This is a genomic window from Pseudomonas versuta (assembly GCF_001294575.1).
In the GTDB taxonomy this organism is placed as follows: domain Bacteria; phylum Pseudomonadota; class Gammaproteobacteria; order Pseudomonadales; family Pseudomonadaceae; genus Aquipseudomonas; species Aquipseudomonas versuta.
The window spans coordinates 1,616,334-1,639,485 of sequence record NZ_CP012676.1 but is presented as its reverse complement, the minus strand read 5'-3'; the positions used below and the strand labels follow the sequence as shown (position 1 = coordinate 1,639,485).

General features: G+C 54.3%; 31 protein-coding genes and 2 pseudogenes. 17 read left to right on the top strand and 16 right to left on the bottom strand.

What is annotated here, in order from left to right; all coding sequences use genetic code 11:
- The first annotated feature begins 27 nt into the window (after positions 1–27).
- The gene (locus AOC04_RS23760; RefSeq protein WP_125878533.1) at positions 28–636 is read left to right on the top strand and encodes a hypothetical protein; all 609 of its coding nucleotides are present in this window, start codon (positions 28–30) and stop codon (positions 634–636) included.
- Between the two features lie 376 nt (positions 637–1,012).
- On the opposite strand, the gene AOC04_RS07355 is transcribed toward AOC04_RS23760, so the two are convergent.
- The 8 genes from AOC04_RS07355 to AOC04_RS07320 all read right to left on the bottom strand — a co-directional run bounded on the left by AOC04_RS07355 (position 1,013) and on the right by AOC04_RS07320 (position 5,642).
- Entirely contained in the window at positions 1,013–1,558 is a 546-nt protein-coding gene (locus AOC04_RS07355; RefSeq protein ID WP_060691978.1) for a hypothetical protein, read from the bottom strand.
- A complete protein-coding gene (locus tag AOC04_RS07350) occupies positions 1,555–2,136 on the bottom strand; it encodes a recombination protein NinG (RefSeq protein ID WP_060691976.1) in 582 nt (193 codons plus the stop codon). The genes AOC04_RS07355 and AOC04_RS07350 overlap by 4 nt, the downstream gene beginning before the upstream one ends.
- Positions 2,133–2,720, bottom strand: coding sequence for a DUF1367 family protein (locus AOC04_RS07345; protein WP_060696896.1), 588 nt, complete (start codon positions 2,718–2,720; stop codon positions 2,133–2,135). The genes AOC04_RS07350 and AOC04_RS07345 overlap by 4 nt, the downstream gene beginning before the upstream one ends.
- Positions 2,713–2,928, bottom strand: coding sequence for a TraR/DksA C4-type zinc finger protein (locus tag AOC04_RS07340; RefSeq protein WP_060691974.1), 216 nt, complete (start codon positions 2,926–2,928; stop codon positions 2,713–2,715). The genes AOC04_RS07345 and AOC04_RS07340 overlap by 8 nt, the downstream gene beginning before the upstream one ends.
- Entirely contained in the window at positions 2,918–3,721 is an 804-nt protein-coding gene (locus AOC04_RS07335) for a hypothetical protein (RefSeq protein WP_060691971.1), read from the bottom strand. The genes AOC04_RS07340 and AOC04_RS07335 overlap by 11 nt, the downstream gene beginning before the upstream one ends.
- Positions 3,708–4,685, bottom strand: a complete 978-nt coding sequence (locus tag AOC04_RS07330; RefSeq protein WP_060691968.1) for a hypothetical protein — start codon at positions 4,683–4,685, stop codon at positions 3,708–3,710. Before AOC04_RS07330 ends, AOC04_RS07335 begins: the two co-directional genes overlap by 14 nt.
- 210 nt (positions 4,686–4,895) lie before the next feature.
- Positions 4,896–5,318, bottom strand: coding sequence for a phage regulatory CII family protein (locus AOC04_RS07325; protein ID WP_060691967.1), 423 nt, complete (start codon positions 5,316–5,318; stop codon positions 4,896–4,898).
- A gap of 84 nt (positions 5,319–5,402) precedes the next feature.
- Positions 5,403–5,642 (bottom strand): helix-turn-helix domain-containing protein, encoded by a 240-nt coding sequence (locus AOC04_RS07320; protein ID WP_010657130.1) that lies wholly within the window; start codon positions 5,640–5,642, stop codon positions 5,403–5,405.
- An 85-nt stretch (positions 5,643–5,727) separates the two neighbouring features.
- On the opposite strand from AOC04_RS07320, the gene AOC04_RS07315 reads away from it, so the two are divergent.
- The 3 genes and pseudogenes from AOC04_RS07315 to AOC04_RS24435 all read left to right on the top strand — a co-directional run.
- On the top strand, positions 5,728–6,492 hold the full coding sequence (locus AOC04_RS07315; RefSeq protein ID WP_060691965.1) for an XRE family transcriptional regulator: 765 nt from the start codon (positions 5,728–5,730) through the stop codon (positions 6,490–6,492).
- Positions 6,493–6,534: 42 nt separating this feature from the next.
- Positions 6,535–6,651: a YHYH domain-containing protein gene (locus tag AOC04_RS24440; RefSeq protein ID WP_354381313.1), complete on the top strand. Its 117-nt coding sequence runs from the start codon at positions 6,535–6,537 to the stop codon at positions 6,649–6,651.
- Between the two features lie 36 nt (positions 6,652–6,687).
- Positions 6,688–6,873, top strand: a pseudogene (locus AOC04_RS24435) (hypothetical protein); the annotation flags it as partial.
- Positions 6,874–7,317: 444 nt separating this feature from the next.
- Here AOC04_RS24435 and AOC04_RS07310 read toward each other — a convergent pair.
- The gene (locus AOC04_RS07310) at positions 7,318–8,289 is read right to left on the bottom strand and encodes a DMT family transporter (RefSeq protein WP_060691963.1); all 972 of its coding nucleotides are present in this window, start codon (positions 8,287–8,289) and stop codon (positions 7,318–7,320) included.
- Between the two features lie 92 nt (positions 8,290–8,381).
- Here AOC04_RS07310 and AOC04_RS07305 point away from each other — a divergent pair, with 92 nt between their 5' ends.
- The 3 genes and pseudogenes from AOC04_RS07305 to AOC04_RS07295 all read left to right on the top strand — a co-directional run bounded on the left by AOC04_RS07305 (position 8,382) and on the right by AOC04_RS07295 (position 10,909).
- Positions 8,382–9,299: a LysR substrate-binding domain-containing protein gene (locus AOC04_RS07305; RefSeq protein WP_060691961.1), complete on the top strand. Its 918-nt coding sequence runs from the start codon at positions 8,382–8,384 to the stop codon at positions 9,297–9,299.
- Positions 9,300–9,449: 150 nt separating this feature from the next.
- A pseudogene (tnpC, locus tag AOC04_RS07300) lies at positions 9,450–10,298 on the top strand (IS66 family transposase); the annotation flags it as partial.
- Positions 10,299–10,318: 20 nt separating this feature from the next.
- Positions 10,319–10,909 carry a nucleotidyltransferase family protein gene (locus AOC04_RS07295; protein WP_060691959.1) on the top strand — a complete coding sequence of 197 codons (591 nt, stop codon included), beginning with the start codon at positions 10,319–10,321 and terminating at the stop codon, positions 10,907–10,909.
- Positions 10,910–11,011: 102 nt separating this feature from the next.
- Here the strand turns inward: AOC04_RS07295 and AOC04_RS07290 are convergent, their stop codons facing one another.
- Positions 11,012–11,773, bottom strand: a complete 762-nt coding sequence (locus tag AOC04_RS07290; protein ID WP_060696895.1) for a carbon-nitrogen hydrolase family protein — start codon at positions 11,771–11,773, stop codon at positions 11,012–11,014.
- Positions 11,774–12,403: 630 nt separating this feature from the next.
- Between AOC04_RS07290 and csrA the strand changes: the two genes are divergently transcribed.
- The gene (csrA, locus tag AOC04_RS07285) at positions 12,404–12,589 is read left to right on the top strand and encodes a carbon storage regulator CsrA (protein WP_060691956.1); all 186 of its coding nucleotides are present in this window, start codon (positions 12,404–12,406) and stop codon (positions 12,587–12,589) included.
- A 72-nt stretch (positions 12,590–12,661) separates the two neighbouring features.
- Here csrA and AOC04_RS23750 read toward each other — a convergent pair whose 3' ends face one another.
- The gene (locus AOC04_RS23750) at positions 12,662–12,823 is read right to left on the bottom strand and encodes a hypothetical protein (RefSeq protein WP_157883475.1); all 162 of its coding nucleotides are present in this window, start codon (positions 12,821–12,823) and stop codon (positions 12,662–12,664) included.
- Between the two features lie 302 nt (positions 12,824–13,125).
- On the opposite strand from AOC04_RS23750, the gene AOC04_RS07280 reads away from it, so the two are divergent.
- The 6 genes from AOC04_RS07280 (at position 13,126) to AOC04_RS07255 (ending at position 17,378) form a co-directional block, all read left to right on the top strand.
- Positions 13,126–13,377 carry a hypothetical protein gene (locus tag AOC04_RS07280; RefSeq protein WP_060691954.1) on the top strand — a complete coding sequence of 84 codons (252 nt, stop codon included), beginning with the start codon at positions 13,126–13,128 and terminating at the stop codon, positions 13,375–13,377.
- Entirely contained in the window at positions 13,374–13,823 is a 450-nt protein-coding gene (locus AOC04_RS07275; protein ID WP_060691952.1) for a hypothetical protein, read from the top strand. The genes AOC04_RS07280 and AOC04_RS07275 overlap by 4 nt, the downstream gene beginning before the upstream one ends.
- A 158-nt stretch (positions 13,824–13,981) precedes the next feature.
- Complete coding sequence (locus AOC04_RS07270; RefSeq protein ID WP_060691950.1) at positions 13,982–14,872, top strand: RecT family recombinase; 891 nt, start codon at positions 13,982–13,984, stop codon at positions 14,870–14,872.
- Complete coding sequence (locus AOC04_RS07265; protein ID WP_060691948.1) at positions 14,869–16,512, top strand: YqaJ viral recombinase family protein; 1,644 nt, start codon at positions 14,869–14,871, stop codon at positions 16,510–16,512. The genes AOC04_RS07270 and AOC04_RS07265 overlap by 4 nt, the downstream gene beginning before the upstream one ends.
- Positions 16,512–16,973: a hypothetical protein gene (locus AOC04_RS07260; protein WP_060691947.1), complete on the top strand. Its 462-nt coding sequence runs from the start codon at positions 16,512–16,514 to the stop codon at positions 16,971–16,973. The genes AOC04_RS07265 and AOC04_RS07260 overlap by 1 nt, the downstream gene beginning before the upstream one ends.
- Before the next feature lie 78 nt (positions 16,974–17,051).
- Positions 17,052–17,378, top strand: a complete 327-nt coding sequence (locus AOC04_RS07255) for a hypothetical protein (RefSeq protein WP_060691945.1) — start codon at positions 17,052–17,054, stop codon at positions 17,376–17,378.
- Here the strand turns inward: AOC04_RS07255 and AOC04_RS07250 are convergent.
- A complete protein-coding gene (locus AOC04_RS07250; RefSeq protein WP_060691942.1) occupies positions 17,375–17,665 on the bottom strand; it encodes a hypothetical protein in 291 nt (96 codons plus the stop codon). The two genes, AOC04_RS07255 and AOC04_RS07250, sit on opposite strands and share 4 nt — an antisense overlap.
- A 116-nt stretch (positions 17,666–17,781) precedes the next feature.
- On the opposite strand from AOC04_RS07250, the gene yejK reads away from it, so the two are divergent.
- On the top strand, positions 17,782–18,786 hold the full coding sequence (yejK, locus tag AOC04_RS07245) for a nucleoid-associated protein YejK (RefSeq protein ID WP_060691940.1): 1,005 nt from the start codon (positions 17,782–17,784) through the stop codon (positions 18,784–18,786).
- On the opposite strand, the gene AOC04_RS07240 is transcribed toward yejK, so the two are convergent.
- From AOC04_RS07240 to AOC04_RS07230, 3 genes are all read right to left on the bottom strand, one after another.
- On the bottom strand, positions 18,783–19,103 hold the full coding sequence (locus tag AOC04_RS07240; RefSeq protein WP_060691938.1) for a hypothetical protein: 321 nt from the start codon (positions 19,101–19,103) through the stop codon (positions 18,783–18,785). The two genes, yejK and AOC04_RS07240, sit on opposite strands and share 4 nt — an antisense overlap.
- A gap of 83 nt (positions 19,104–19,186) precedes the next feature.
- On the bottom strand, positions 19,187–19,546 hold the full coding sequence (locus AOC04_RS07235; protein ID WP_060691936.1) for a hypothetical protein: 360 nt from the start codon (positions 19,544–19,546) through the stop codon (positions 19,187–19,189).
- A 166-nt stretch (positions 19,547–19,712) separates the two neighbouring features.
- Entirely contained in the window at positions 19,713–21,029 is a 1,317-nt protein-coding gene (locus tag AOC04_RS07230; RefSeq protein ID WP_205891792.1) for an HNH endonuclease, read from the bottom strand.
- A gap of 194 nt (positions 21,030–21,223) precedes the next feature.
- Here AOC04_RS07230 and AOC04_RS07225 point away from each other — a divergent pair, with 194 nt between their 5' ends.
- Both AOC04_RS07225 and AOC04_RS07220 read left to right on the top strand, forming a co-directional pair.
- Complete coding sequence (locus AOC04_RS07225; protein ID WP_060691934.1) at positions 21,224–21,538, top strand: hypothetical protein; 315 nt, start codon at positions 21,224–21,226, stop codon at positions 21,536–21,538.
- A 197-nt stretch (positions 21,539–21,735) separates the two neighbouring features.
- A complete protein-coding gene (locus AOC04_RS07220) occupies positions 21,736–22,020 on the top strand; it encodes a pyocin activator PrtN family protein (protein ID WP_060691932.1) in 285 nt (94 codons plus the stop codon).
- Here the strand turns inward: AOC04_RS07220 and AOC04_RS07215 are convergent.
- Complete coding sequence (locus tag AOC04_RS07215) at positions 21,998–23,131, bottom strand: tyrosine-type recombinase/integrase (RefSeq protein WP_060691929.1); 1,134 nt, start codon at positions 23,129–23,131, stop codon at positions 21,998–22,000. The genes AOC04_RS07220 and AOC04_RS07215 overlap by 23 nt on opposite strands.
- Between the last annotated feature and the right edge of the window lie 21 nt (positions 23,132–23,152).

Below are 23,152 nucleotides of genomic sequence, written 5' to 3'. Positions count from 1 at the left end.
GGACGAGACGAATCTAAGGTAAATAGAATGGATGTTAACGACTGGACGTTAGTAGTTACTGCTGTAGCAGCAGTGGCTGCCGCGACATCAGCGATTACTAGTGCAGTTAGCGCAAAGGCCGCCCGCGAAGCGATTCAACAGAATGAAACACTGTCCACCTCTATTCGAGAAAGAGAAGACTCACAACAAGAAAATTCGCGCCTTTTAAACCATGCGACGACTACGCTTGAGCGCGCTTATGCGGCACTTACGGGAGGCAACAGCGCATTAAATGTCCCGCCCCGGAGTCGCTTCAATTGGCTGACATCTGCAAGACTCATCGAAGAGTTCAAAAGTACAAAGTCAAGGATAAATGATCCGCTTTTGCTTCAAGAATGTGCGAGCCATGAAATGCACTGGCGCAATCAATTTTCTTTAAAACTGGAGCAATTGGGCACATCTCACCCTGACTACTTCAGGCAGTCAGCCAATGGAAGGATTGAGTTGACCTCTGCCGTTATTGTATGCGGATTTTCCACTTGGCCTGATCAACATGATGATCCAATTGACAAGTATGGCACGACAGAAAATGCAGTTAACCTTATCGGAGTATCACCACGGTGGGCACAGTTGAGATACCATCTAGGCTTACGTTGAGGCATATAAAACCCGACAATAGAGTCGGGCAAAAATCAATTGCCGTGCTGTAGATTCGCAAGTTTTTCCTGAAGTGTGAGCTCCCCCTGCTTGCGCGGATTGCCACACATCCAACAGGAGCAAACTTTGCCATGATTGGAGAACAGCCCGGCATTGCGCGGGTCAGTTGTCCAGCAGGCATTCCCCCGCTGCTTTCTGTAAAAACGCGCCTTGATACGTGAAGTGTCGTGTCGACGTTGTGCTCTTGGCATAAAACCTCCTAGGCCGAATGCAACAAAGCCCCGGCAGATTTCTCTGGCGAGGCTATTTTCGGCTTACTCCTACACACGCAGGAATAACAGGATGGATGTATATTGGATCAGTGGCTCAATCTAAGTCAAGCAGCTTTTGTTTCAATGAGTCCTTCTGCATCCAGTAGCACTTGAGCCAACAACAAAGCCTCATCCACCTCTCGCTCCAGTGCCTTGCGAATCTCTCGCCGCCACCGCTCCTGGGTCTTGATCGGATAAGGCTCGTCGGACCAATTGTCCATCTCGTACCAGCCTGCGGGCAATACGTTCGTGGAGCGCTTTCCGTCCATTCCGGGACGCTTAGGTAGTGCCCAGGTCACCACGGCACAGTGCAGGAAGCGTTTAGGTGCTGGCGATCCTACAGACCGTGTCAGCTCCGCGATAGCAGTGTGTTTGCGCTCAACATGCGTCGAGTACTTTGCCACCAATACACGCCAGTGCTGCTGATTAAGCGCTTTATGCAGACGCCCGAACACCCAGCAATCCAGAAGAAACGAAGCCTCCTTGCCAACGATTTGACCTTTCTGCTTTGCGCATTGCACCTTGGGCTCAAAGTCACAGCCACCTGTGGAGTTGATGCTTTCGGCGGCGAGCGCCCGAACTACTGCAGATACCACGTTGCGATAGGTCATGCTGCCGCCCTCTTCAGCTCTCTGATCATTGCTCGGTAATCAGACTTAATTGTCTTGATCTCATCTACGGTGTACTTACGGGCCGGATGAGGCCTCTCCAGCCAAGCCACCTTTTCAGCACCGATCCTCTCTAGGAGCGAAGTTCGGTAATTCACCAGGTTACCGGACAGATGCGTGTTGCATGGAGCGCACTGTTTCCATACGTTCAGTGGCTCAAAACGTAACTCTGGGTTCGCTCCTACAGAGCGCCAATGGCCTGCGTGGTATTGGCCGTCATGGTGGCGACCGCAGCTAACGCAAGGTAGATCGGCGTCGCGCAGCCGTACCCACTCATTGAATACGGCTTGAGCCTCGCGCAGGTGATCCGCCCTGCTCTTCAGCCTCTCCTTACGAACCTTGATCTCCCGGCGCTCGACCTTTGCCAGCGACTTGCGCGCCCTCTCCAGGTTCATCGGAGCATCCAGAATCGCGCAGGCAGGACTGCATACGGCCTGGCCCAAACGTGCAGGATTGAATGAAGCCCCGCACGTGGCAACTCGGCACTTCTTAGGCTTGGGCTGCCTTGAGGAGATGCTCATCCATAACCCCCAATCTGATCCGCAGCACTCAAAGCGTCCTGCTCCGTTTCAAAGTGCGCGGACAGCACCAGTCGCCAGCAGGCGTTGAACACGTCGCGGTAAAGCGGCTCAAATGCGAGGTCATCCATGTTGGCCCAGCTGATCGACTTGGCCTCTTTGCGAATACCCTCAGGGGTATGCACTAGGTGGAAGTGGCCAGCTTCGATCGTCACCCACTCACGAAAGGCTTCGCGGCTTTTATCAACCGCTGGGAAGCGCTCAGCCCGGGCAAACTCAAGACCTGAGATATACGCCGCCACTGCATCCGATAACTGCCCGGGCTTTCCACTCTGCGCTTCGAAGAACTTGGCCAGCCCTTGGATACCGCGAAGCTCCTGCCGCGGAATCAGCCCGCCGACAGGCTCCCAGTACTCCCATGCCAGATCCAGCATGGAGAAAAACTTGCCATGAAATTTCGCGTTGCGCATTTTGGTGAACTTGCCGTGAATGACTTGGCCCAACTTCCACTTCTGGGTCAGTTCGCGGTCCGCCTCAGTTGCCGGTACCAGCCCTTGCGCAGTGCGGATCAATGCGACTTCAGCCACGGCGAACACCCCGCAATCTCAACGCCGATAGCTCAGCACAAGTGATGCAATCACGAACACCTGGAACTGCGAGACGGCGTCCTTCGGAGATTTCCTCCCCGCACTCACATTCAAGGGCGCTCTCACCGCTGTAAATCACACGAGCCGCAAGAGCTGACGCCAGCTCTTTTTCAATACGCGCATCTGCAAAATCGACATCATCGGCCATGGGCGGCCTCCTTGGATTGGATGGCAGCCGCTTGGCTGATCAAATGGGTTTTACGAAGATTAAGTTCAGTCAGAGCTCGGCAACGCTCTGCTTCACGAGCATCCGCCTTTTCTTTTCGCTTGCGGGCCAGGTCGGCGCGAATCGCATCCAGCTTGGTGCGGACCTCACCGGTAGGCTGGCAAGGTGAACCCGTGAGCAACCCGGCAATGGCACGACCATCCTCGCTGACAGGCTCGTGTGTCAGGTCGGCTAGATTCAATTGGCCGCGCTCCTGGGGGATACGCTGCATCTGCACAGCCCGGGTGACGGCCTGAATACGGCGGTCGGCGTCGAAGCCCACGGATACGTGCCAGTTGACCGGCTTCGTGTCTTCGCGGGCCCGCCTCACAAATCGCTCATAAGCGCTGATAAATGCCATGCGGGCACCGACCTTGTCGCCAGCATCGAGAACAGGTTTTGCGGCGGCCAGCGCTAGCTGGATTTCGTCAGTCAGCACCACGGTTTCAAATTCATCGTTGGTGGTCATTGCGATGGCCCATGCCTCATCCTTGCCCGGACGACCGTCTGCGGATTGCACCCGCTGAAGAATGTCAGTCATGGCCAACTTACCTTTCACCTCAAAGCGGCAAGCCTTCAGCGCAGCTTTGACCACAGGCACCGAGTACACACAGAGATCCTCGGCCATCATCGCTGCAGTACCCGGGTTCATTTCCTGCCCCATGGCCTCTGCAGTCGCGCAAATTGCGGCAGCGAGCCCAGCGACCTGCTGATCGTTCATTTCAGAGGTATTCATTGCGGTCACCTGCTTGTCGCTTGGCCAGCACCATTTGCGCAGCCTGCTCCGCAGCTGTGACGTTCGCCTCTGTGCGTTCCATCTGGCGGGCGGTGGTCCCGTTGATGCGCTGACCGGTCACCCACTGGGTGTGGTAACTCTCAGCGTTGGCCAACAGCTCGTTGAGGCTATGGCACTTGCGCAGAACGGCGGCATCGCTGGTTTTTAGGTAGTGGGCAGCAACGTGATGGGCGACATCGACGCCGAGACGGTTAACCAATTGACCCAGTTGGCCACCGGCCTTGGCGTTCCAGACCGGCCACGTCGCATAGCGCTTGCGGTAAGCCACGGCATAATTGGCCCATACCTTGAAGGTCTTGCAGGCCTGGTCTTTCGGGCCTGGCATGTCGGCCGGGATTTCAACCCGTGGCGCTTCAGAACGATCAACAACGAGTTTCAGGCCGGATCGGTTCGGCTTGCCCGAGCCGTTCTGCAAATCCTGATTACTGGTTACCTGATTGGTACCCTGATAATTGGTACCCTGATTTATCGGAAATTTATCCGACCCTGGCTCGGATTTATTTCCGACCTTGCTCGGATTTTTATCCGTGGTAGATCGGATTTTTATCCGACCATCGATAGCATCTGAGGTCGGATATTTTTCCGACCCGTCGATTTTGCGATTCCACTCTTTCGCCTTCTCAGTAAGCCGAACCAAAGTGATGCTGGAAGTGCTGGATAAATCGATAAGGCCTGCATCACGCAAGGCCTTGAGAAGACGGTAAGCGGTGTCCGGTTTGTCAGTAAGCAATGGCAACTCTTCAACTATCTTTGCCTTGCTGAGCGCAAAATAGATCCCGGTGTCCGTCTTGATTGGATTGGCCCAGCTTGGGCACTCGTAGACGAAAGCGAACAGCAGAGCTTGCTGTGAGTTCAAACCCCACTCCTGCGCTTTCACCTGGTTAATCGTGACGGTGTATTGCATGTCACGCCTTCCCGGCCAATGCGACTGAGTCAAAGACCATCGAGATGCTCTTGGTGATCGGCGAGCTCAAGCGCGACACGCTTTCAGAATCACCAAAACGTGTCGCGACACTTGTAGGGGTATTGACGGAGATGACTTGTAGATTCATGATTGCCTCGCAAGTTGTAGCAATGAGCCAGGCCACGAACCTGGCTTTTTTTTGCCTGTAATTCAGGCAGCCTTAACCGACGCATCCATTACATCTAGGCTCTGCCGAACGTGACTAATCTCTTGGCGTATCCGAGATTTCTCACCGCTGTTGACGTGGTTGTCTTCCAGCGCTGTGTGGATAGCAATAGTGAGTTCCGCTACCTCTTTCCCAACGCTGGCCAAGGACGCAGTGAGCCCCTGAGCTTGTGGTGGGATCTTCTGCATTAGGTCAAACCCGAACTCATCTGCCAGTGCTATCAATGGGCGCATATCCCCGGTGTGCAGCAAGATCCCGAACAGATGCTCAACTGTCAGGTGGTGGGCGTCGTTATCCGGGTTTGCGCGCTGGAGCAGGCTCACATGCGAAACACCCATCTTTGCTGCTAGCGGTTTCGCCTCGTTATCTAAAACAGCGCTTTGGCAGGCCCGCAGGAAATCTTCCATTCGTAAAACCTCTGCTCTATTTCCGTGGCGCCCTATCGGGGGAGTGGGCGAAAATTTGTTGTATGGGTAAGTACCGGAAAGCTGTTAGCTGGCGAGCTTTAAAGCTTGCCCAGGAATTGCGGCCGAAAGCAGCCACTCGGCCGTGAACTGGCCTGACGAAGCAGCAGCCAACACATAGGCATAACGGGTTTCACCTGAGTACTCGGTACGAGGTAGAGAGTCGGCAGCAATCCACTTGTAGATAGCTCTCTGGCTGACGCCGCAAATGACCGAAGCTTTTGCTACCCCTCCGACCTTGGTGATTGAATCTTTGAGAGCACTCATGGCATGGCCCTCCGGCCAATATGAACTGTTAGTACATATTAAGTCGGAACTGAAAGTACATGCAAGCTCATGAGATATTGAACCTATGGTTCATATAGAAGATTTGAGGGCAGCCTTCGTCGCGCGCCTGAAAAAAGCCCTAGTGGCAAAAGACATCCCTCAGTGGGGGGCAGGTGTTCGCTTGGCCAAAATGGCTAAAGTCACACCTAAAGCAGCCAGTAAATGGATGAACGGAGAGTCCATTCCCGGAGCTGCCAAAATGCTTGCTCTAGCTACTGCACTCGACGTGAACGTTGAATGGCTTCAGCACGGAGCCGGCCCAGGTCCCGGAGAGCGAGTTCAAGAAGTAATCGAATCCTCTAAATCTAAAGAGGCATTGTCCGTTCCGCAGGTTTCCCAGCCTTGCGTGCTCTCGGACAACGATGGAGAGAAATACACTTTCATCGATCAATACGATGCTCGTGCATCTGCTGGAACTGGCTGTGAAAACCCTCATGTGGTGGTACGAAACACCCTGGCTTTCAAAACTGAATGGTTGCGAGCAAAAGGGGTTAAAGCGAAAAATCTGAAAGTCATTTATGCCCACGGCGAGAGCATGTGGCCAACCATCACCGACCATGATGTGTTGCTGATGGATAAGTCGCGTGTAGAGCCAGTGAGTGGTCAGATTTTTGTCATGGGCAATCTCGAAGGCAACATCGTGAAGCGCCTGGTGAGAGCTGGTGATGGATGGATCATTAGCAGCGATAACCCGGACAAATCGAAGTACCCAGACAAAAATCTATCAGATGAAGAAATCAACGAGCACCGCATTCTGGGCCGGGTAATCTGGCGGGGCGGGGATTTGTAGTTTTTCAATATCCACAGGAAGTGCGTCGAGAAAATCTTCACATTGATACTGGCTGCTGCACTGGTAATCACATCTGTATCCGCTATCGCTCACGGCGTTCGAACCAATAAGCAGGGATGCCATAACGATAAAAAAGCCGGAACTCGGCACTGCCACTGATCCTATCCCTGTCATTTAAATCTAGGAGATCGCCTCATACCCCTCACCAAACCCAACCAAGCCCTCAACCGCGACCTACAGGGTATCGCATCAGACCTGAAATGGTCCGCCGTAGAGCTGAAGAGGATCGCTGAGCGACTGAGTCAGTCGGGGCATGAGGCGGATGCACAGGCAGTGCTGAAAATGCGCGCCGTGTTTCATGCTGGAAAGGGTCGGTTGGCCAAAGAATCTATTGCCATCCGGCTCAACCTCCCGCTTGACGAGATGAACTCCCTTCTGCAAGGCGTGCTTAGGGAAAGAACTGGCCCAGCCAGACCTGACGCTCATGGCTTAAGGGTCGTTTGATAAGGTAACTGATGAGCTAGCCCGGCCCAGCACCGGGCTTCTTGTATCTGCCACCCTTGCAATACCCCGCACCCCGCCTAGAGGCCAAACACCGAGTCGAGGCTCCACTCTCTCGGCACTGGCCCGCCTGCCACAACAAGCGGGCTTTTTTGTGCCTGCTGCTTTCTTGGTAGGCGAGCTGTATCCGTCCGGCCATGTCATCTACTCACCCCCGCATAACCAGGGTAGCGCCCGCCAATACAACTCAGGACAGGTATTGGGGGCTGTAGCTCCCACCAACTGGTCGTCTAACTCTTTTGGTGTCATATGCTCGCGGTTGGCTTAAGACGCCGATAGCTTATCTCGCCCCATCTCGTGAGATGCGAAGAGCATTCGAATGGCCAGCACTGCGCCTGCCAACACCGCTGTCATACCTAGGACTTCATACTGCGTTGGTAAACGTTGTTCAAAAAGCAATCCAAATAGGGTCGCGAAAAGGGATTCGAGAGCAATTAGTTGCCCCGAAAGCACCATGGGTAAACACCGAGACGATTTGTTCCACGCCCATGCCCCCAATACGGACGACAAAATTGCAATTAGAAATGCCCACACATAAAGGCCTCCAGCGTTGGCAAAGCTCGCGCCTTGAGATGGCATTTCAAAAAGGTTAAACGCCCATCCCAAAGGCATCATCAGAAGCATGCCCAGCGCGCTCCCGACCATCATGAGTCCTGTCCACGCGCTTGTTGAATGTGCTGGGATTTTGCTCAGGCCTTTTTGGTTCAGCACACTGAACGCTAACCAAAACGCCACGGCACAAACAGAAAAAAACACCCCGAACACGGCGGCCCCTTGCGAGGCGAGTGGGGTGTCGTTCGCAAAAATATTGATGAGCAGCAGGCCGAAAACCAGCATGGATAAAGGCAATGCCAGTTTTCGCCACGCCAATATCTTGTTTTGCGCATTTCCAAGCAGTGCCAGCATCACTGGCACTACCGCGATGAATGCTGGCGTCAGGACGGGGCCGCTGATCTTAACTCCGCATGCAATGCAGACGCTGTACCCTAGATAGCCTATGGCTCCCAGTGTCAGCGCCACAGTCTGCATAGGAAGTGTCAACTCTCGAACATTGGTACGGTCGACGATCATCCAAACGACACCGATTACTCCAACGATCATGAATTTAACGGCCAGAAAGTCAAATATGCTGTAGTTCCCAGTGACATATGGAACGATAAAATTTGAACCCCAGCATAATGTTGCGAATACCGCAAAAAATACGCCGAGGGTGAAAGGATGGGCTGATGTGTTCATAGTCGACACCAAGGCTGAGTAATCGCAAGTTTGAACGTTCCCGTATGTATGCTACAAACGAGTTCTCAGCCCTCAATGCATAATCCACGGTTATGAATTTACTCGGCAAGTCACTTCCTCCACTCGCCAGCTTGTTGCCTTTTGAAGCGGCCGCCCGTTTGGAAAGCTTTTCACGAGCTGCTGACGAACTTCACATCACTCAAGCAGCAGTGAGCCGCCAGATTCGTGGGCTTGAGGAGGATCTTGGTGTATCACTCTTCGACAGGCGCAATCGTGCGGTCTTTTTAACGCCAGAAGGACGGCAGCTTGGGCTTGTCGTGAATGCCGCGTTAAACCAAATCAGTTCAGTCGCCGAAAGCTTGCGAGGCGCGGCTCGCAGACATCAGGTCGTATTGCTCTCTCAGCTTTGTGAAGCGTTTTACTGGCTAATGCCGCGCCTTTCTCGCTTCCACCAACGACATCCGGATATCGAGATTCAAGTCGTTACCACTACCCAACCGTTGACGGAGTTCGGTGGTCATTTTGACGTTGCTCTCCAGAGCACTGGTCGTGCAAGCGGATTGAATCATCTGTTATTCACGGCCTCTGACGAAGTGTTCCCCGTATGCAGTCCCGATTATCTCAATAAACAAGGGGGGGAGGCATTGAAAGTCACAGATTTGGCACACCACACACTTTTGCACCACCGGGCTACGCCTCCTCATTTGATGGAGTGGGACAGTTGGCTAGCCGAGTTCGGCATCACTCTAGATGGCCGCACCAAAAATCGTTATTTCGACAGCTACCCGATGATGCTTCAAGCCGCAGTGGAAGGACATGGTATTGCCGTCGGCTGGGCTCGAACTGCCGGGAGATTGGTTGAAAGCGGAGAATTGACAAAGCCTTGCGCGGAAAGCGTAGTTTTACCGCAGGCGATATCTGTTTTTAAACGGCCTGTTAATGCCGAGCGAAGAGAAACCAACTCCCTTATAGAGTGGCTCAAGATTGAACTGTTAGAAACGACAGATTAGGCGCACGAATTCTCTGGTCGAAACGCGACCGATTCGATTATCGGTTGCAACCTATGTGGCAACAGCTGCGCAATATCACTCGCGCGCTGCGTCGTAAGCGTCTGCCCAACACACCTTGTGGTTAGCATACGGGATGCCTCATCGCGTATCGGCGTGCAGCTTCAGCCCCTGGTCGATGCACTGCGCGAAGTGGTGCTGGCCCAGCGCGTGGTTCACGCCGATGAAACGCCAGTACAAATGCTAGCGCCCGGCGAGAAGAAAACTCACCGCGCTTACGTTTGGGCCTACAGCTCTACGCCGTTCTCGGCCCTAAAGGCTGTGGTATACGACTTCAGCCCCAGCCGCGCCGGTGAACACGCACGCAACTTCCTGGGCACCTGGAACGGCACGCTGGTCTGCGATGACTTCGCCGGCTACAAGGCCAGCTTCGAGTTGGGTATCACCGAAATCGGCTGCATGGCGCATGCTCGTCGCAAGTTCTTCGACCTGCACGTGGCGAATAAAAGTCAGTTGGCGGAACAGGCGTTGCACTCGATTGGCGCGCTGTATGAAGTCGAGCGGCACGCCAAGGACATGAGCGACGAAGACCGTTGGCGATTACGCCAGGAAACAGCGGTACCCATCGCTAAAAAACTCCATGAGTGGATGCTGGCTCAACGCGAACTTGTGCCCGCGGGTTCGGCCACGGCCAAGGCCCTGGATTACAGCCTTAAACGCTGGGTAGCGCTAACGCGCTACCTGCAAGATGGTACTGTGCCCATCGACAACAACCAGATCGAAAACTTGATCCGGCCGTGGGCGCTTGGGCGTTCGAACTGGTTGTTTGCTGGGTCGTTGCGCAGCGGCAAACGAGCGGCGGCGATCATGAGCCTGATCCAGTAGGCGCGCATCAACGGGCATGATCCCTATGCTTATCTCAAGGATGTGCTGACGCGGCTGCCGACGCAGCGAGCCAGCGAGATCGAGCAACTGCTGCAGCATCAGTGGATATCTGCATAGCTTGAAAAGGGGAGTTTCTCGTGGACGATATATCAATAATCCAAGCGCTTATTTCAGAAGATCCCATCCGCTGGCGACTACTGAAAATGGTGCGTTCCCTCAATTTGCCAGACTGCTGGATAGGAGCAGGTTTCCTCCGAAACGCGGTTTGGGACTATTTACACGGGCGCAGTCCTTCTCCTGTATCAACAGACGTCGACGTCATTTGGTTTGATCATAAACGTTGCTCTCCAGAGGAAGATAAAGCCTTGGAGACGCTCCTCAGAGGGCTAGACCCGACTGCAATGTGGTCTGTAAAAAACCAAGCCAGAATGCATGTTCAGAATGGGGATGAACCATACCTTTCAACGACCGACGCAATGCGCTACTGGCCGGAAACCGCAACGGCGGTAGCCGTCAGACTAGGAGAGTCAGGTTCATGCGAGGTCGCAGCGCCATTGGGCCTCGATGATCTGTTTGGGTTGGTTATCAGGCCAGCAGGGAAGTTTGCCACGGAGAAAACAAAGATCTATCAAGAACGGTTCAAGTCCAAAAACTGGATAGATATCTGGCCACTTCTCACGCTTGCATCAGCGCCTTTACCTTCAATCCCTTGCGTCAAGGCGACTTAACCGGACGCTTACGACGCAGCGGGCGAGTGAGATTGACGAGTTGCTGCCGCATAAGTGGTCGCCCTCTTAGCGGCGTAGGTGCGTTCAAACGCATCACCGAATTTAGGAAGTAACGGATACTGGAGTTTCGAAACCTTGCCACCCATGAAGCTGTTTCGAGACGATCAGCAACCGGTTCCCCACGCCGTCCGTGGACGCAACGCATTGACCCTGCTCATTCCAAAACGCGCTCTGCCCAGCAGCAGCCCACCCACCGGTCGGGCCGCCATGATTCGCCATGAGCACGGCCATTCCCTGACGCTTTGAGCAGTTCTGCAATAGCGAGCTATCGCGTGAATAACCGGTTTCACCGATGAGCACACTAGCGGCATACAACTGCGCGCCTTGTTTTGCAGCGTGTGATGAATGTTCCGGGTGACTGAAATCAGCACACACCGATAGGGCTATGGGTAAGTCGGCGATAAGCATCAAATCGCCCCCATTACCCGCACTAAAGAATTGCTCTTCGCCAGGGTGTAAATGCTGCTTGGTATAGACACCAATCGAGCCATCTTGGTGGAGTATGAAAGCTGCAATTAGCGGTTTGTCATGACTGGGTAGGCGCAACGGCAAACCCACTACCGTAGTCATGGAGGCTTCCCGCGCAAGGTGTCGCAAGGGGGAGAGAAGTGGGCTATCTATATCCTGCGCCAGGGCTTTAGCCAAGGTTGGTTCATATCCTGTGAGCGATAACTCGGGAAAGAGTAATAGCCCCACCCCGTGCTCACGAGCGTGCTGCATGAAATCCATGTGCAGCTTCAGGTTGGCACTGATATCGCCAGCACGAATGGCGCATTGGGCTGCTGCAAAAACTGGTGCTGACATGAGCGTCTCCAAAAAGAGCACAATCCTAACGTGGCCCCGATTCGCACGCCACAGCGCGTTCCCTAGGGTAAAGCGCATGGCACATATACTTTTCCGCAGGAAGACGTGTTGGCCAGACGGTTACCTTTCAAGAAACCAGGAAGCAGGTGATTTTATGCCAGTCACTGAAAAAGGCGTCCTCGGCAACATAGAGGAAATCCATTAGCCTTGAGCTATTAACTTTCGAATTGAGAAGCCCGCCCTGTGCGGTTTTTTTGTACCCACGGGAAAATTATGTACTTTTGGTTCTTGATTAATATGAACCAATGGTACATATTCGATCCCAAGCCAAGCATCACTATCCCTGAAGCGAAGCCAACCGCTCTTTAACAACCAGATGAACGCCGAGCTGGCCGATGCATAGCCAGCGGACGTACCGCGCAACGGTACGCAGCGATTCGACCTCATGTCGGCGCTGGGCACAGGAGACCTCATTCGGAGGGCGTAGCTGGAAAGGCTGCGTGATGACTGGACGGCCAAAGGCCTGACGGGAATCGACGTGAAAGCGAACGTCGGCCAGTGCAAATGGAAATTTTCACTGATGCACCTGGTTACCCGGGTGCATTGGGAAAACAACCAGGGAGAAGGACCATGTTGATACTCACCCGCCGCGTTGGCGAAACAATCCGCATCAACAACGACATCAGCATCCAGGTGCTGGGCGTTAGCGGTCAGCAAGTGAAGATAGGAATCACCGCCCCGACAGATGTTGCGGTTCACCGGGAAGAGATATATCTGAGGATTCAAGCAGAGCGCGAGTCAGTAAAGGCGGCTTGATTAGAAAGTGTCACTTCTGCCACTTACTAGTGGCAGCAGTATAAAGCGGCAAAGAGCACGTGTTAAACGTGCTCAGAGATAAAGCCTGAAAGGATCAGTCGTCCCTATCGTCACGATCACGATTGCGGTCATACCGTCGATCATTGTCACCACGATCATACCCGCGGTCATAACCCCGATCATCATGCCCTCGATCGTACCCACGGCCATTGTCGTAGCCTCGATCACGGTCATGACCATGTCTCCCTCCGTCATCCCAGATAGGCACGCAGCCACCCAGCAAGAGAGAGCCTGATATGGCCAAGATCATTATGGCTGTGCGCTTCATTTGAGCGTCCTGAAAATTAAGGTCATGGATATGACTACAGAACGCCTTAATGATTCATTGGCCAACACTACGTTTAAAGCCTGATCACGGGCTCTCTCGTCCTGCAATTTACTCGCATGCACTCCCCTCCGCGCCTAACGGCAACCAGCGGAACAGAAGAGTGCAACCGAATTTTGTTGAACCCATACCCGCCACTCTGGAGGCGACCATGCATCACAGCATTCAATCGCGCCGCGACATCGTCGACGGCTTGCATCAGCGCTCCCGTATCGCCACTGCAGATTTCTACAGGTTGATTGGTCGGCCGGCACCGGTGGTCACCTACCGGATGATAGTGAAGCCGGCGGGACGCGACTTCTTCCATGTGGTGGACAACCGTACCGGTAAGGTCATGGGTTTTCGCCGCGACCACAACGAAGCCTGCGTACTTGCTCGGCGCCTGGAAGGAAGCCAATCATGACTGATTTTCTCGATACGCCAGAAGGGCCAGATTGGCTCCACGATGCAATCAACTCGCTGATCTGCGGCGACAATGTCACGGCGCCTAGAGCACACGGCAAATCGATTGCCCTGGTCACTCCGCAGTTGTTGTGGGAAGCGCTGGCCGAACACCTTGGCGCACAGGAGCACATCGCTCCGCTGCTGACTGACAACCGTGAATATCCGATAGAACAACTGCTTTGCGAGATAGTTGCCGACGGGCGCCGCATACACGGCAACGCCTACGACCTGGCTTGCAAGGCTCTGGGCCAGCCCAAGGCCAAGCATCACCCCACCGCGCTGCATGATGTAGCCGAGGCTCTGATACGGCCACACGCCAACGAATACGGCCTTGCCCGGGCCGAAGAACTGGAGGTAGATCGAGCAGCGGATCTGGCGGAACAGCGCAAGGCAGATGCAGCATGACAGTCCAACAACGCGTCAGACGCTTCGTATTCTGGCGCAGCTCGTTCTTCGCGCACGGCACCTGCACCGCACTCATGTTGTTCGGCGCCCTCTCAGCGCCAGTCCCTCAATAGCACACATCTTTCGAAAGCTGCGCTAGTGCGCGGCAAGGAACTGTCATGTCCGCACAAAGCATGGCGCCGGTGGCGCACGAACAAACCCTGCACATCCTCCCTCATGCTGCGACCAGTACCAGCGCACTGGTGCTCGATGGCGACAGCCTGGACAAGATGATGCGCCTTGCCGACGTCATGGCCGCCGGCCGCGCCACGGTGCCGAAGCATTTCAACGGTAACTCGGCGGATTGCCTGGCGGTCGTCATGCAATCAATGCAGTGGAAAATGAACCCCTTCGCGGTTGCGCAGAAAACGCACCTGGTGAATGGCGTGCTCGGCTACGAAGCCCAGCTTGTGAATGCAGTCATCACCACCTGCGCACCGGTTCTGGATCGCCTGCACTACGAGTGGTACGGCGCTTGGGAAAAGGTGATCGGCAAGTTCGACATCAAGACCAATAGCGAAGGCAAACAATACCGTCAGCCAGGCTGGAAACTCGAAGATGAGGAAGGCCTGGGTGTCAAAGTCTGGGCCACCTTCCGCGGCGAAGATGAGCCCCGCGTTCTTGAGTTACTGCTGGCCCAGGCCCGCACCCGCAACAGCACGCTGTGGGCTGATGATCCTCGCCAGCAGTTGGCCTACCTCGCCACCAAACGCTGGTCGCGCCTGTATTGCCCTGATGTGATTCTCGGCGTGTACAGCCCGGACGAGCTCGAAGAAGCCGCCCCGGTTATCCGCGATGTCTCGCCGCCTAAGGGCCGGGCCACCGCAGAGCTTACACCCTACCCCGACGACAAGTTTGCCGAGAACCTGCCCAAGTGGCGCGTAGCGGTCGACTCCGGAAGGTCAGCACCTGACCACCTGATTGCAACCGTCAGCAGCAAATTCACCCTGAGCGAAGAGCAGATCGTAAAGATCAAAGCGCTCGCCCCCATTGAAGGAGAGCAAGAATGAAAATCCATAACGTCGCTCAGGGCTCCGAAGCCTGGCATGCGCTCCGCGCCAACTACTTCACCGCCTCCGAGGCGCCGGCCATGATGGGTGCATCGAAGCAGATGAAGCGCACCGAACTACTCAGCGCCAAAAAGACCGGCCTCGACCGCGATGTGTCGTGGTGGGTGCAGAAATACCTGTTCGACAAAGGCCACGAAGCTGAAGCGATGGCTCGCCCAATTCTGGAAGGTCGGATCGGCGAAGACCTGTTCCCCATCGTCGGGACCCACGGCGACCTGCTCGCCTCGCTCGACGGCTGCACCATGCTCGGCGAAACGCTGTTCGAGCACAAAATGTGGAACGAGCAGCTCGCCGCCGATGTGCTGGCCGAGAACCTTGACCCGCACTATTACTGGCAGCTCGAGCAGCAGCTGTTGGTGAGCGGCGCCGAGAAAGTGATCTTCGTTTGCTCCGACGGCACAGAAGACAACTTCGTGTCGATGGAATACACGCCAATTCCCGGCCGCGCCACGACACTCGTTGCCGGCTGGAAACAGTTCCAAGCCGATTTGCTCGACTTCACTCCGGCCGAGGTCGCGCCCGAAGCGATCGGCAAGACGCCGGATAGCCTTCCAGCGCTACGCATCGAAGTCACCGGCATGGTGACCTCCAGTAACCTGGAGCAGTTCAAGGTGCACTCGCTGGCTGTCTTCGCATCGATCAACACCGAGCTGGAAACGGACCAGCACTTCGCCGACGCCGAGAAGACCGTCAAATGGTGCGGTGACGTCGAAGAGCGATTAGCCGCGGCCAAACAACATGCGCTGAGCCAGACCGAAAGTATCGACGCCCTTTTCCGAACCATCGACGAGATCAGCGCCGAGGCGCGCGCAAAGCGCCTTATGCTCGACAAGCTGGTGAAGGCCCGCAAGGTGAGCATCCGCGAAGATATCGTCATGGATGCCGCGAAAGCGTTGCAGGCGCACATAGACCAAATCAACACCTCGCTGGACGGTAAGGCCCGCATCCCGGCCGTTCCTGCCGACTTCGCCGGGGCCATCAAGGGTAAGAAATCGATCAGCAGCCTGCGCGACGCCGCCGACTCGGAGTTGGCACGGGCCAAAATTGCCGCCAGTCAGATCGGTGACAGCATTCGCGCCAACCTGGCGAGCTATGGAGAGCTCGCCGTAGACCACACGTTTTTGTTCAATGACCTCCAGCAGCTTGTTCTGAAGGCCAACGAGGACCTGGTGGCGCTGATCAAGGTGCGAATCTCTGACCATCAGAAAGCCGAAGAAGTGACAGCAGAAGCCACCCGGACGAGGATTAGAAACGAAGAGCTGCAGCGGATCGAAGATGAAGCGAAAGCCAAGGCTGTCGTCGAACCTGTAGTTCAGTCTGCACCTGTCGCGACGTCGGCCCCGACCAGAGCCGCGCCGGTATCACAGGCAGCCCAGAAGCCTACCGCAACGCAAACCACTCAAACGGTAGCGATGCAGGCTGACGTCTACGACTTAGAAGCTTTGATCAAGGCTGTCGCCTACGGCCAAGCCCCAATCTCGATGCTGAAAGTGGATTGGGAAAATCTCGACGCGCTTGTCGCGGACCAGGGCGCCTGGTTCAGCATGGCCGGCGTGAGGCTGGTGAAGGTGGCCGCATAATGAGTAAACGTAAACCGCATAACCTCAAGGCCCGGATCGACCGATCGTGTCGTTCGCTGCTGGCCATAAACCACGCCGCCGTGGTTAACATCGACCCTAGTGGTTACCAGGGCATGATCAATTACAAGTCGCTGAAGAACATCGCACCCGGGAAGATTGGGCAGGCCGTGTGCGGCATTGCCCACCGCTGGACGATCTACCTAAGCGTTCTCTGTATTGATGCCCGCGGCGACCGCTACAACAAGTCAGTGGAGATTGCGCCCAATGGCGTCTACCTCTCTGACCACCTGGAAGACGTGATCGAGCATTGCTACAAGCAGTTGCGCGACTCGGCCAACCAAAGCCAGATGGTTGCTTCTGGCTGGATTGCCATTCCAGAGACGATATCGCTCGAAGAAGATCATGCAGCGCAGATCTTTGAAGCAGTCGGCGCTTGGAGTCAGCAAAAGGTCGCGGCATGAAACGCATAACCCGCATCCAGCAACGTAAACATCAAACATGGCTGGAGTTGCCGGCCAGCGGAATTGAAGAGGTAGGCCATGGCAGTGTCACAGAAAGATCGCTCAGCCAAAACTGCCAGGAAACGAGTGGCAGTCGCCGAGGAAGAGTTGAGGCTCAGGGTTCGCCCCGGCACCCGCCAGGCCTTGGCCGACCTGATGGAATGGGCAGGCATTACTGAGCAGGGCGAGGCAATGACGCTGATGATTCAGCACCTGCATACAATGGGTTCAGCGAAGTGCCAGCTACTGCTGAATCCTCCGCGCCACGTTTTCGAACCTACGGAAATTGTGGCGCGGGAATTTCGCATCAAAAGCCTGCTCGCAATCCAGAAAGACCCGGGGGACGAGATTATCGAACCAAATTAGCCGGCCTCAACGCCCGCTTTTTCTTTCCGATTAGGCCAGGTATTGATGAGCCCGGATGCGAATTTCTCACCCTGATTTACAGCCTCTTCAAACGTGGACCAATCCTTTTCGATTGAGCCTGTTGACTGCGCGAAGTTGTTTGGCTGGCCAGTCTCTGCAACGTGAACACGCAGCCCAGATGGAGTTTTACCCGCATCAAGCCAGCCGAATATCAACGAAACATCGAAGTCGCCTGACTTGTAATGGATATCCCTTGGGCGGTCTTCGGCCAATTTAACTTCTGTCATTTTTAAATCTCCTTGGTCCGGCTCCATGCCGGCCACCCGTAATACCCCAACCGAAACCAAATAGCCACTACGCTGCATTCGGTCACGGAGTGCGGCGCCTGACTGAGGTAAAAAACATGCCTGTACGCCATAGCGTCATTCACAAGATAGACAAGAAGTCCGACGGTACCCCCGCCGCTCTGTACCTGGCCAGCGATGAACAGGAAGGAAGCGGCGCCCGCGACGACCTGATAGGCCAACTCAACGAAAGCTACAACACCACCACCGGCAAGGGCTGGGGCTTCTTTCACCAGGAGTCCGGCGCTTACCCCTTCAGCGGCTGGCTCGGCAAGTACCTGGCCGGTGCTACCGACTTCCTGTCGTTCAGCATCACGGCCGTCGAACACCTGAACAAGCTGATGGAAGAGTCGAACCTCACCACCGGTGGGCACGCCCTCTTCTGCCACTACCAGCAAGGAATGAGCGATTACCTGGTCATCGCCCTGGTGCAGGAAACCGAGGCGGTGGCCATGACCGAAGAACTGGTCCTGATGACGGTGAATCGCCTGGACCTGGATCACATCCGCTTGGCCGCGCGCATCAACATCAGCGAATGGCAGAACAACCGCCAGTCGAAGCAGTACATCTCGTACCTGAAAGGCAAGCAGGGCCGGCGCCTGAACGACTACTTCCGCGACTTCATCGGCTGCCAGGAAGGAATAGACGGCCCTAGTGAAACTCGCACCCTGCTGAAGGCATTCAGCGACTTTGTGGAAAGCGAGGATCTGGGCAACGAGTCAGCCCGCGAGAAAACGACCAACCTGGTCAATTACTCCTTAGCCCAAGCCAAGATCGGAGAACCGATCACCCTCGACGAGCTATCAGAGCTGCTCGACGAAAACCGCCCGGAAGCCTTCTACGACTTCATTCGCAACAACGACTATGGCCTGCCCCCGGAGATTCCAGCCGACAAGCGTACCCTGAACCAGTTCCGGCGCTTTACCGGGCGTACTGACGGGCTGTCGATCAGCTTCGAGGCACACCTGCTCGGCTCCAAAATTAAGTTCGACAAGGAGGCAGGGACACTTATTTTACGTAGCCTGCCAACAAAGCTCATTGATCAACTAAAGCGGGCTTCTTAACGCTGTGCATCTGCCAAAGTAAGCAGGTGGTAACCTAGAGCAGGAAGGTCTGCATAGATCAAATCTTTGATATCCGACCAGCACCTATCTTTGATGTCATCTCTAAGGTAGCTCTCGAGGCATGCTAGATGCCGGCTCATATCCTTCTTGCGGTGCCAATCCTTGCCACCCAATGTGCTGAGAGGTTGAGCAGCTTCTTTTAATGAGATTGCGAGAGAAAGCAGTGCATGGGCGTCTAGTTCATCCCACTTCCGATGGATTTCCAGAGCCTTCTGGCTGAGCTGGTGAAACGCTTTGAGTTCAGTAACTCCAACCATTTACTTCTCCCTGTCCGGTTCCATGGCGACTACCCGTAATACCCCATATCAACAAAGTACGTCAGCCAACGAGTTCATGGTCGCTACTTCCCCTGACCAAAAATCAACGAAATAGCAGAGATCAAGATGTCCACATGTTCTTTCTTTGACAACCCCACTCTTGGCCATTCATGAGTCGGGTCTATTTTTACTAACTGACCAGTCTCAAGGCGAAGCCTGTCTATTAGCGAGATAATGGAAGCCTCTGACTTCCCAGCTTTAGCCGCAAAGTTCGCCACTTCGAAAGCTACTTCCGCCAGATTCCCAGAGGCAAGGTTACGCGAGTAGAGGGTAGCTAAACCCTTGGACCCTGATCTAAATCGAACACCATTTTTGCTATCTAGTGGCTGAGCCGCTCCGAGAAATTCGGAAAGCTGCACCTGTGCATCGTTGAAAACACCCATTTACAAGCCTCCTTTAAAAATCACAACGCAATATAACTGCGAGAAGCCACCAATGTCCGCACACCAGAAGAGACACACCATCGATTATAAAACCCAATACGATCATTGTTGCCATCAGCCAAGCCGTGGACTCAGAAGTAGTATTCCTGAGCTACTGCGAGGTACTTCAGGAGTCCCGCCCCTTAAACACACTATTTCTATGGTAATCAAGATACTGGCATTGTCCTGGACTGAATTGATCAACGTTTTTAATCGAGCCGATATTCCATGCCTCCATTACCTTTTCAACACCAGGGGCAGAAAGCACGTCGCCATTGTCGCTAAAAGAAATCCACCCACGATCAAATAGTTTGTCGATATGTGGAGCTAACATCAGACCGTTGCTTCCATCCAGTCGCTCAGCATTAACGCAGTCTTTCCACGGTTTAATATGGCTGGCAATCAGAAAGCTCTGATCAGTAACACCTGTGAGCCGGCACTGCGACTCGATTAGCAAAACTCGTTGCCGAAAAACCCCCTGCCCGCGGCGAGACCGGACCAGTTGCTCCTTCTCTGTCTCAGGAATTTCTTCAGCAATTAGGATTTCAATTTCAGCTAGGTCTGTCTCTATCTGTTGCGTAACGTCCTGAACAGCCTCTACCGCATCAGGGCTAAGTTTCCCGATTAGATCCAGAATCAGCCGGCCTAACGCTGGAGAAATCGCAGCAAGGTAGCAGCCCTGGTTTCCATTACCGTTAGCCTGCAAGGGAGAATGCTTCTGCGGCAATAACGGCTGGATACGTGCAATGTATGCTTTTGGCGCAACAGGCAAAGGTAACGCCGTCCATTCTATTGGCACAAGCCACCCGCTATCAGCCCAGTTGGCACCTGCCAACCCAAAGGCCTCTGGCTTTATAGACTCAGAGTGGCGCTTGCTTGCAACACCTATTGCCTTGATAAGCCCATCCGCATAAGAGAAAACAATATCTCCGGGGGCCACATGAGTCAGATTGTCATATGTTCTATTGCGAGCCCCATTAGCATTGGCTTTTGGCGACCAAATATAGCCACCCTCAAACTCAGCTTTAAAAGTCTGTTTATGGTTCACCCACCAATACTGATGACGAGAACTTAACGCATCTTCGAAGTTTCGAAGACGTGACTTTGAATCTTCAACGGCATCCTTAGAGAAGATCTCCGGATGTCGAACGACCACAGCTTCAAAAGCAAAATCCTGCAAGCCGAGGCTGGTGAGTGCTTTGTAGCCTTGCGTTTCTGCTTCCCTAGTTACGACTCTTTCGACGCCTGGAATGATTCCGTGCTCCCGCAGCATGCGCCATGTGTAAGCAGCTTGCTGTCGCTTGCCATGTTTTTGGAACAACGTCTGCTCATAGGACAGCACCGCAAGAATCGATTCGATCTCAGCAGATGAGGTAGCGCCAAATCGTTCTAGGGCAACGCGCTGCGCTTCTAGCTTTAGAGCATCAATCTTCTGTGCGTCCATGCTTGTTCTCTCTCACGTGATGAAGAGAGTCTAAAGCAGATAGGTGGCATTTCAATATCATTTTATATCAGTAGCTAAATTTCCCGGGGTTGCCGACTGGTTTCAGCTGGAAGAATCAACATAAAAACCATTTCTGAACGATAACGCCGAATCCCCATTACAAAATCAGCCGCGGTAGCGGCAAGGACGAACTCATGACTGAAGAAACTGTTTTGATCCAGCCTGTTGCTGTCGTGCGGGATGAAGACGGCTGGTGGGATCATCCCGATCTACCCGACTTCGATGAGGACTACGCCGTCTTCAAAGACTGGATAGCTGAGCAGCGCCTGGTGCTAAAGCAGTGGCACATGGAGGCTGATATCGACGGTCATCACCCCTATGACGACGGTAAGTGTCACTGCCTCGGCTGGAATCCGGAAGCGCCTGGCCCGGAGTGGTTCCTCCTCGGGATTTTCGATACCGAAGGCGGACCATGTGTGAGCTGGGCGCGACGGGAAGTGAACCCATGACCCAACACCCCAAAGCCGGCATGTGCTGCTCTTGCCAACATGCCCGCCACGACTGCAGGGTCCCTCCCTTTAAAGCCATACCGCCAATTCAGCGAGACATCAGCACAGTCATCGTGAGGTGCACCGAGTTCAAGCGACAAACCTGAAAAAACTCAATAACCCACTACCGACAATCGAAGCGGCATGGAGACATAGCCATGAACACACAATTCCTGCTTTTGGCGCAGTACGGTGGCCAAGCGATCATCCCACTCGAACGGATATGCGCTGATTACTTCAGCCACCTGACGCCCGAGAAGATGAAAATGAAAGTGGCGTCTGGCCAAATCGACCTTCCCTTGGTACCGATGGAACGCAGCCAGAAATCCGCGCGAGGGGTTCACCTTAATGACTTGGCGGCGTATCTCGATGCTCAGCACAATCGCGCGCGCACCGAGCATGACAAGCTGATGCGCAACTCTAGTCTTCGCCGCGTTTCTTGATTCGCTTCCGGGCCTCAATAATGGGGCCCGCTATTATCCGCTCCAGCCAAGGCCAGTCTTTATAGTGGTCTCCCTCCCCCTTTAAATGCGTATATCTACGCATCGAATTCCAATCCCGGTGGCCGGAAACAGAGGCGACTTTCGGGATATCCCACCCCATCTCAAATAAACGACTCACGCCATCATGTCGAAGATCGTGAAAGTGCAGGTCTTCGATTTCAAGAAAGTGACAGGCACGCGTGAAGGACGCAGAAATTGATCGGGAGTTGTAGGGGAAAATGTCTTCTGCAACCTTCGGCATGGACTGCATGATTCGCCACGCCTCATCAGGAACATGGCACCAAACATCATTGCCGTACTTCTGGCCCGGGTTTTTCATATCGGTGACCAGAACCATTTGACGGGCCTCGTCCAGGGCATTCCATTTGATGCGAGTGATCTCTTCCTGCCGGCGGGTAGAGAACAAAGCAAACGCGGTGACGCGCACCATGTCGATTTCTTGCTTGCGCCTATCGCGCATTTCGCTGAAATACCCAAACAATTTGTCGAGCTCTTCAAGTGTGGGGCGACGGTTCCTCTCCTTGCTGCGAGTAACCGCACCCATCTTGCGCAGAACCTTACGGGCATCGGGCATGGCCATCGGATCTATGTCGTAGCCCCAGGCCGGCCGCGCCACAGAAAGCACGGCACCTAAGTGAGCTAAGTCATTGCCCACAGTCTGCGCCTGTATGCCGTCATTCATCATTCGTCCATCAGCGTACTCCACCAGCTTCTGGCTGGTGATCTCTCTATCCTCTAGCTTGCCCAACCAAGTCTCACCGATAGCTTTGAGCGTGGCGCGCTTGGTCTTACCTAGCGGCCTCAGCTTTTCATACTCCAAAAGGTAGCGCTCGATCATCTCCTTGACCGTAACACCTGATCGATTGGCCTTCTCGATTGCTCCAGGAACTGACATTTCAGTTTCGACACGTTTGATCCAGGCCTGCGCGGTCGCCTTGCGGTCGAACGTCTGGCTTTCCTGATAAACTGTCACACCCTTTTGCATGATGCGGATCTGCGCGGTGTAACCCGTCGATCCATCCTTGCGCTTGCGAACGGTGATAGTGCCCATGATTTTGCTACACGAATATTC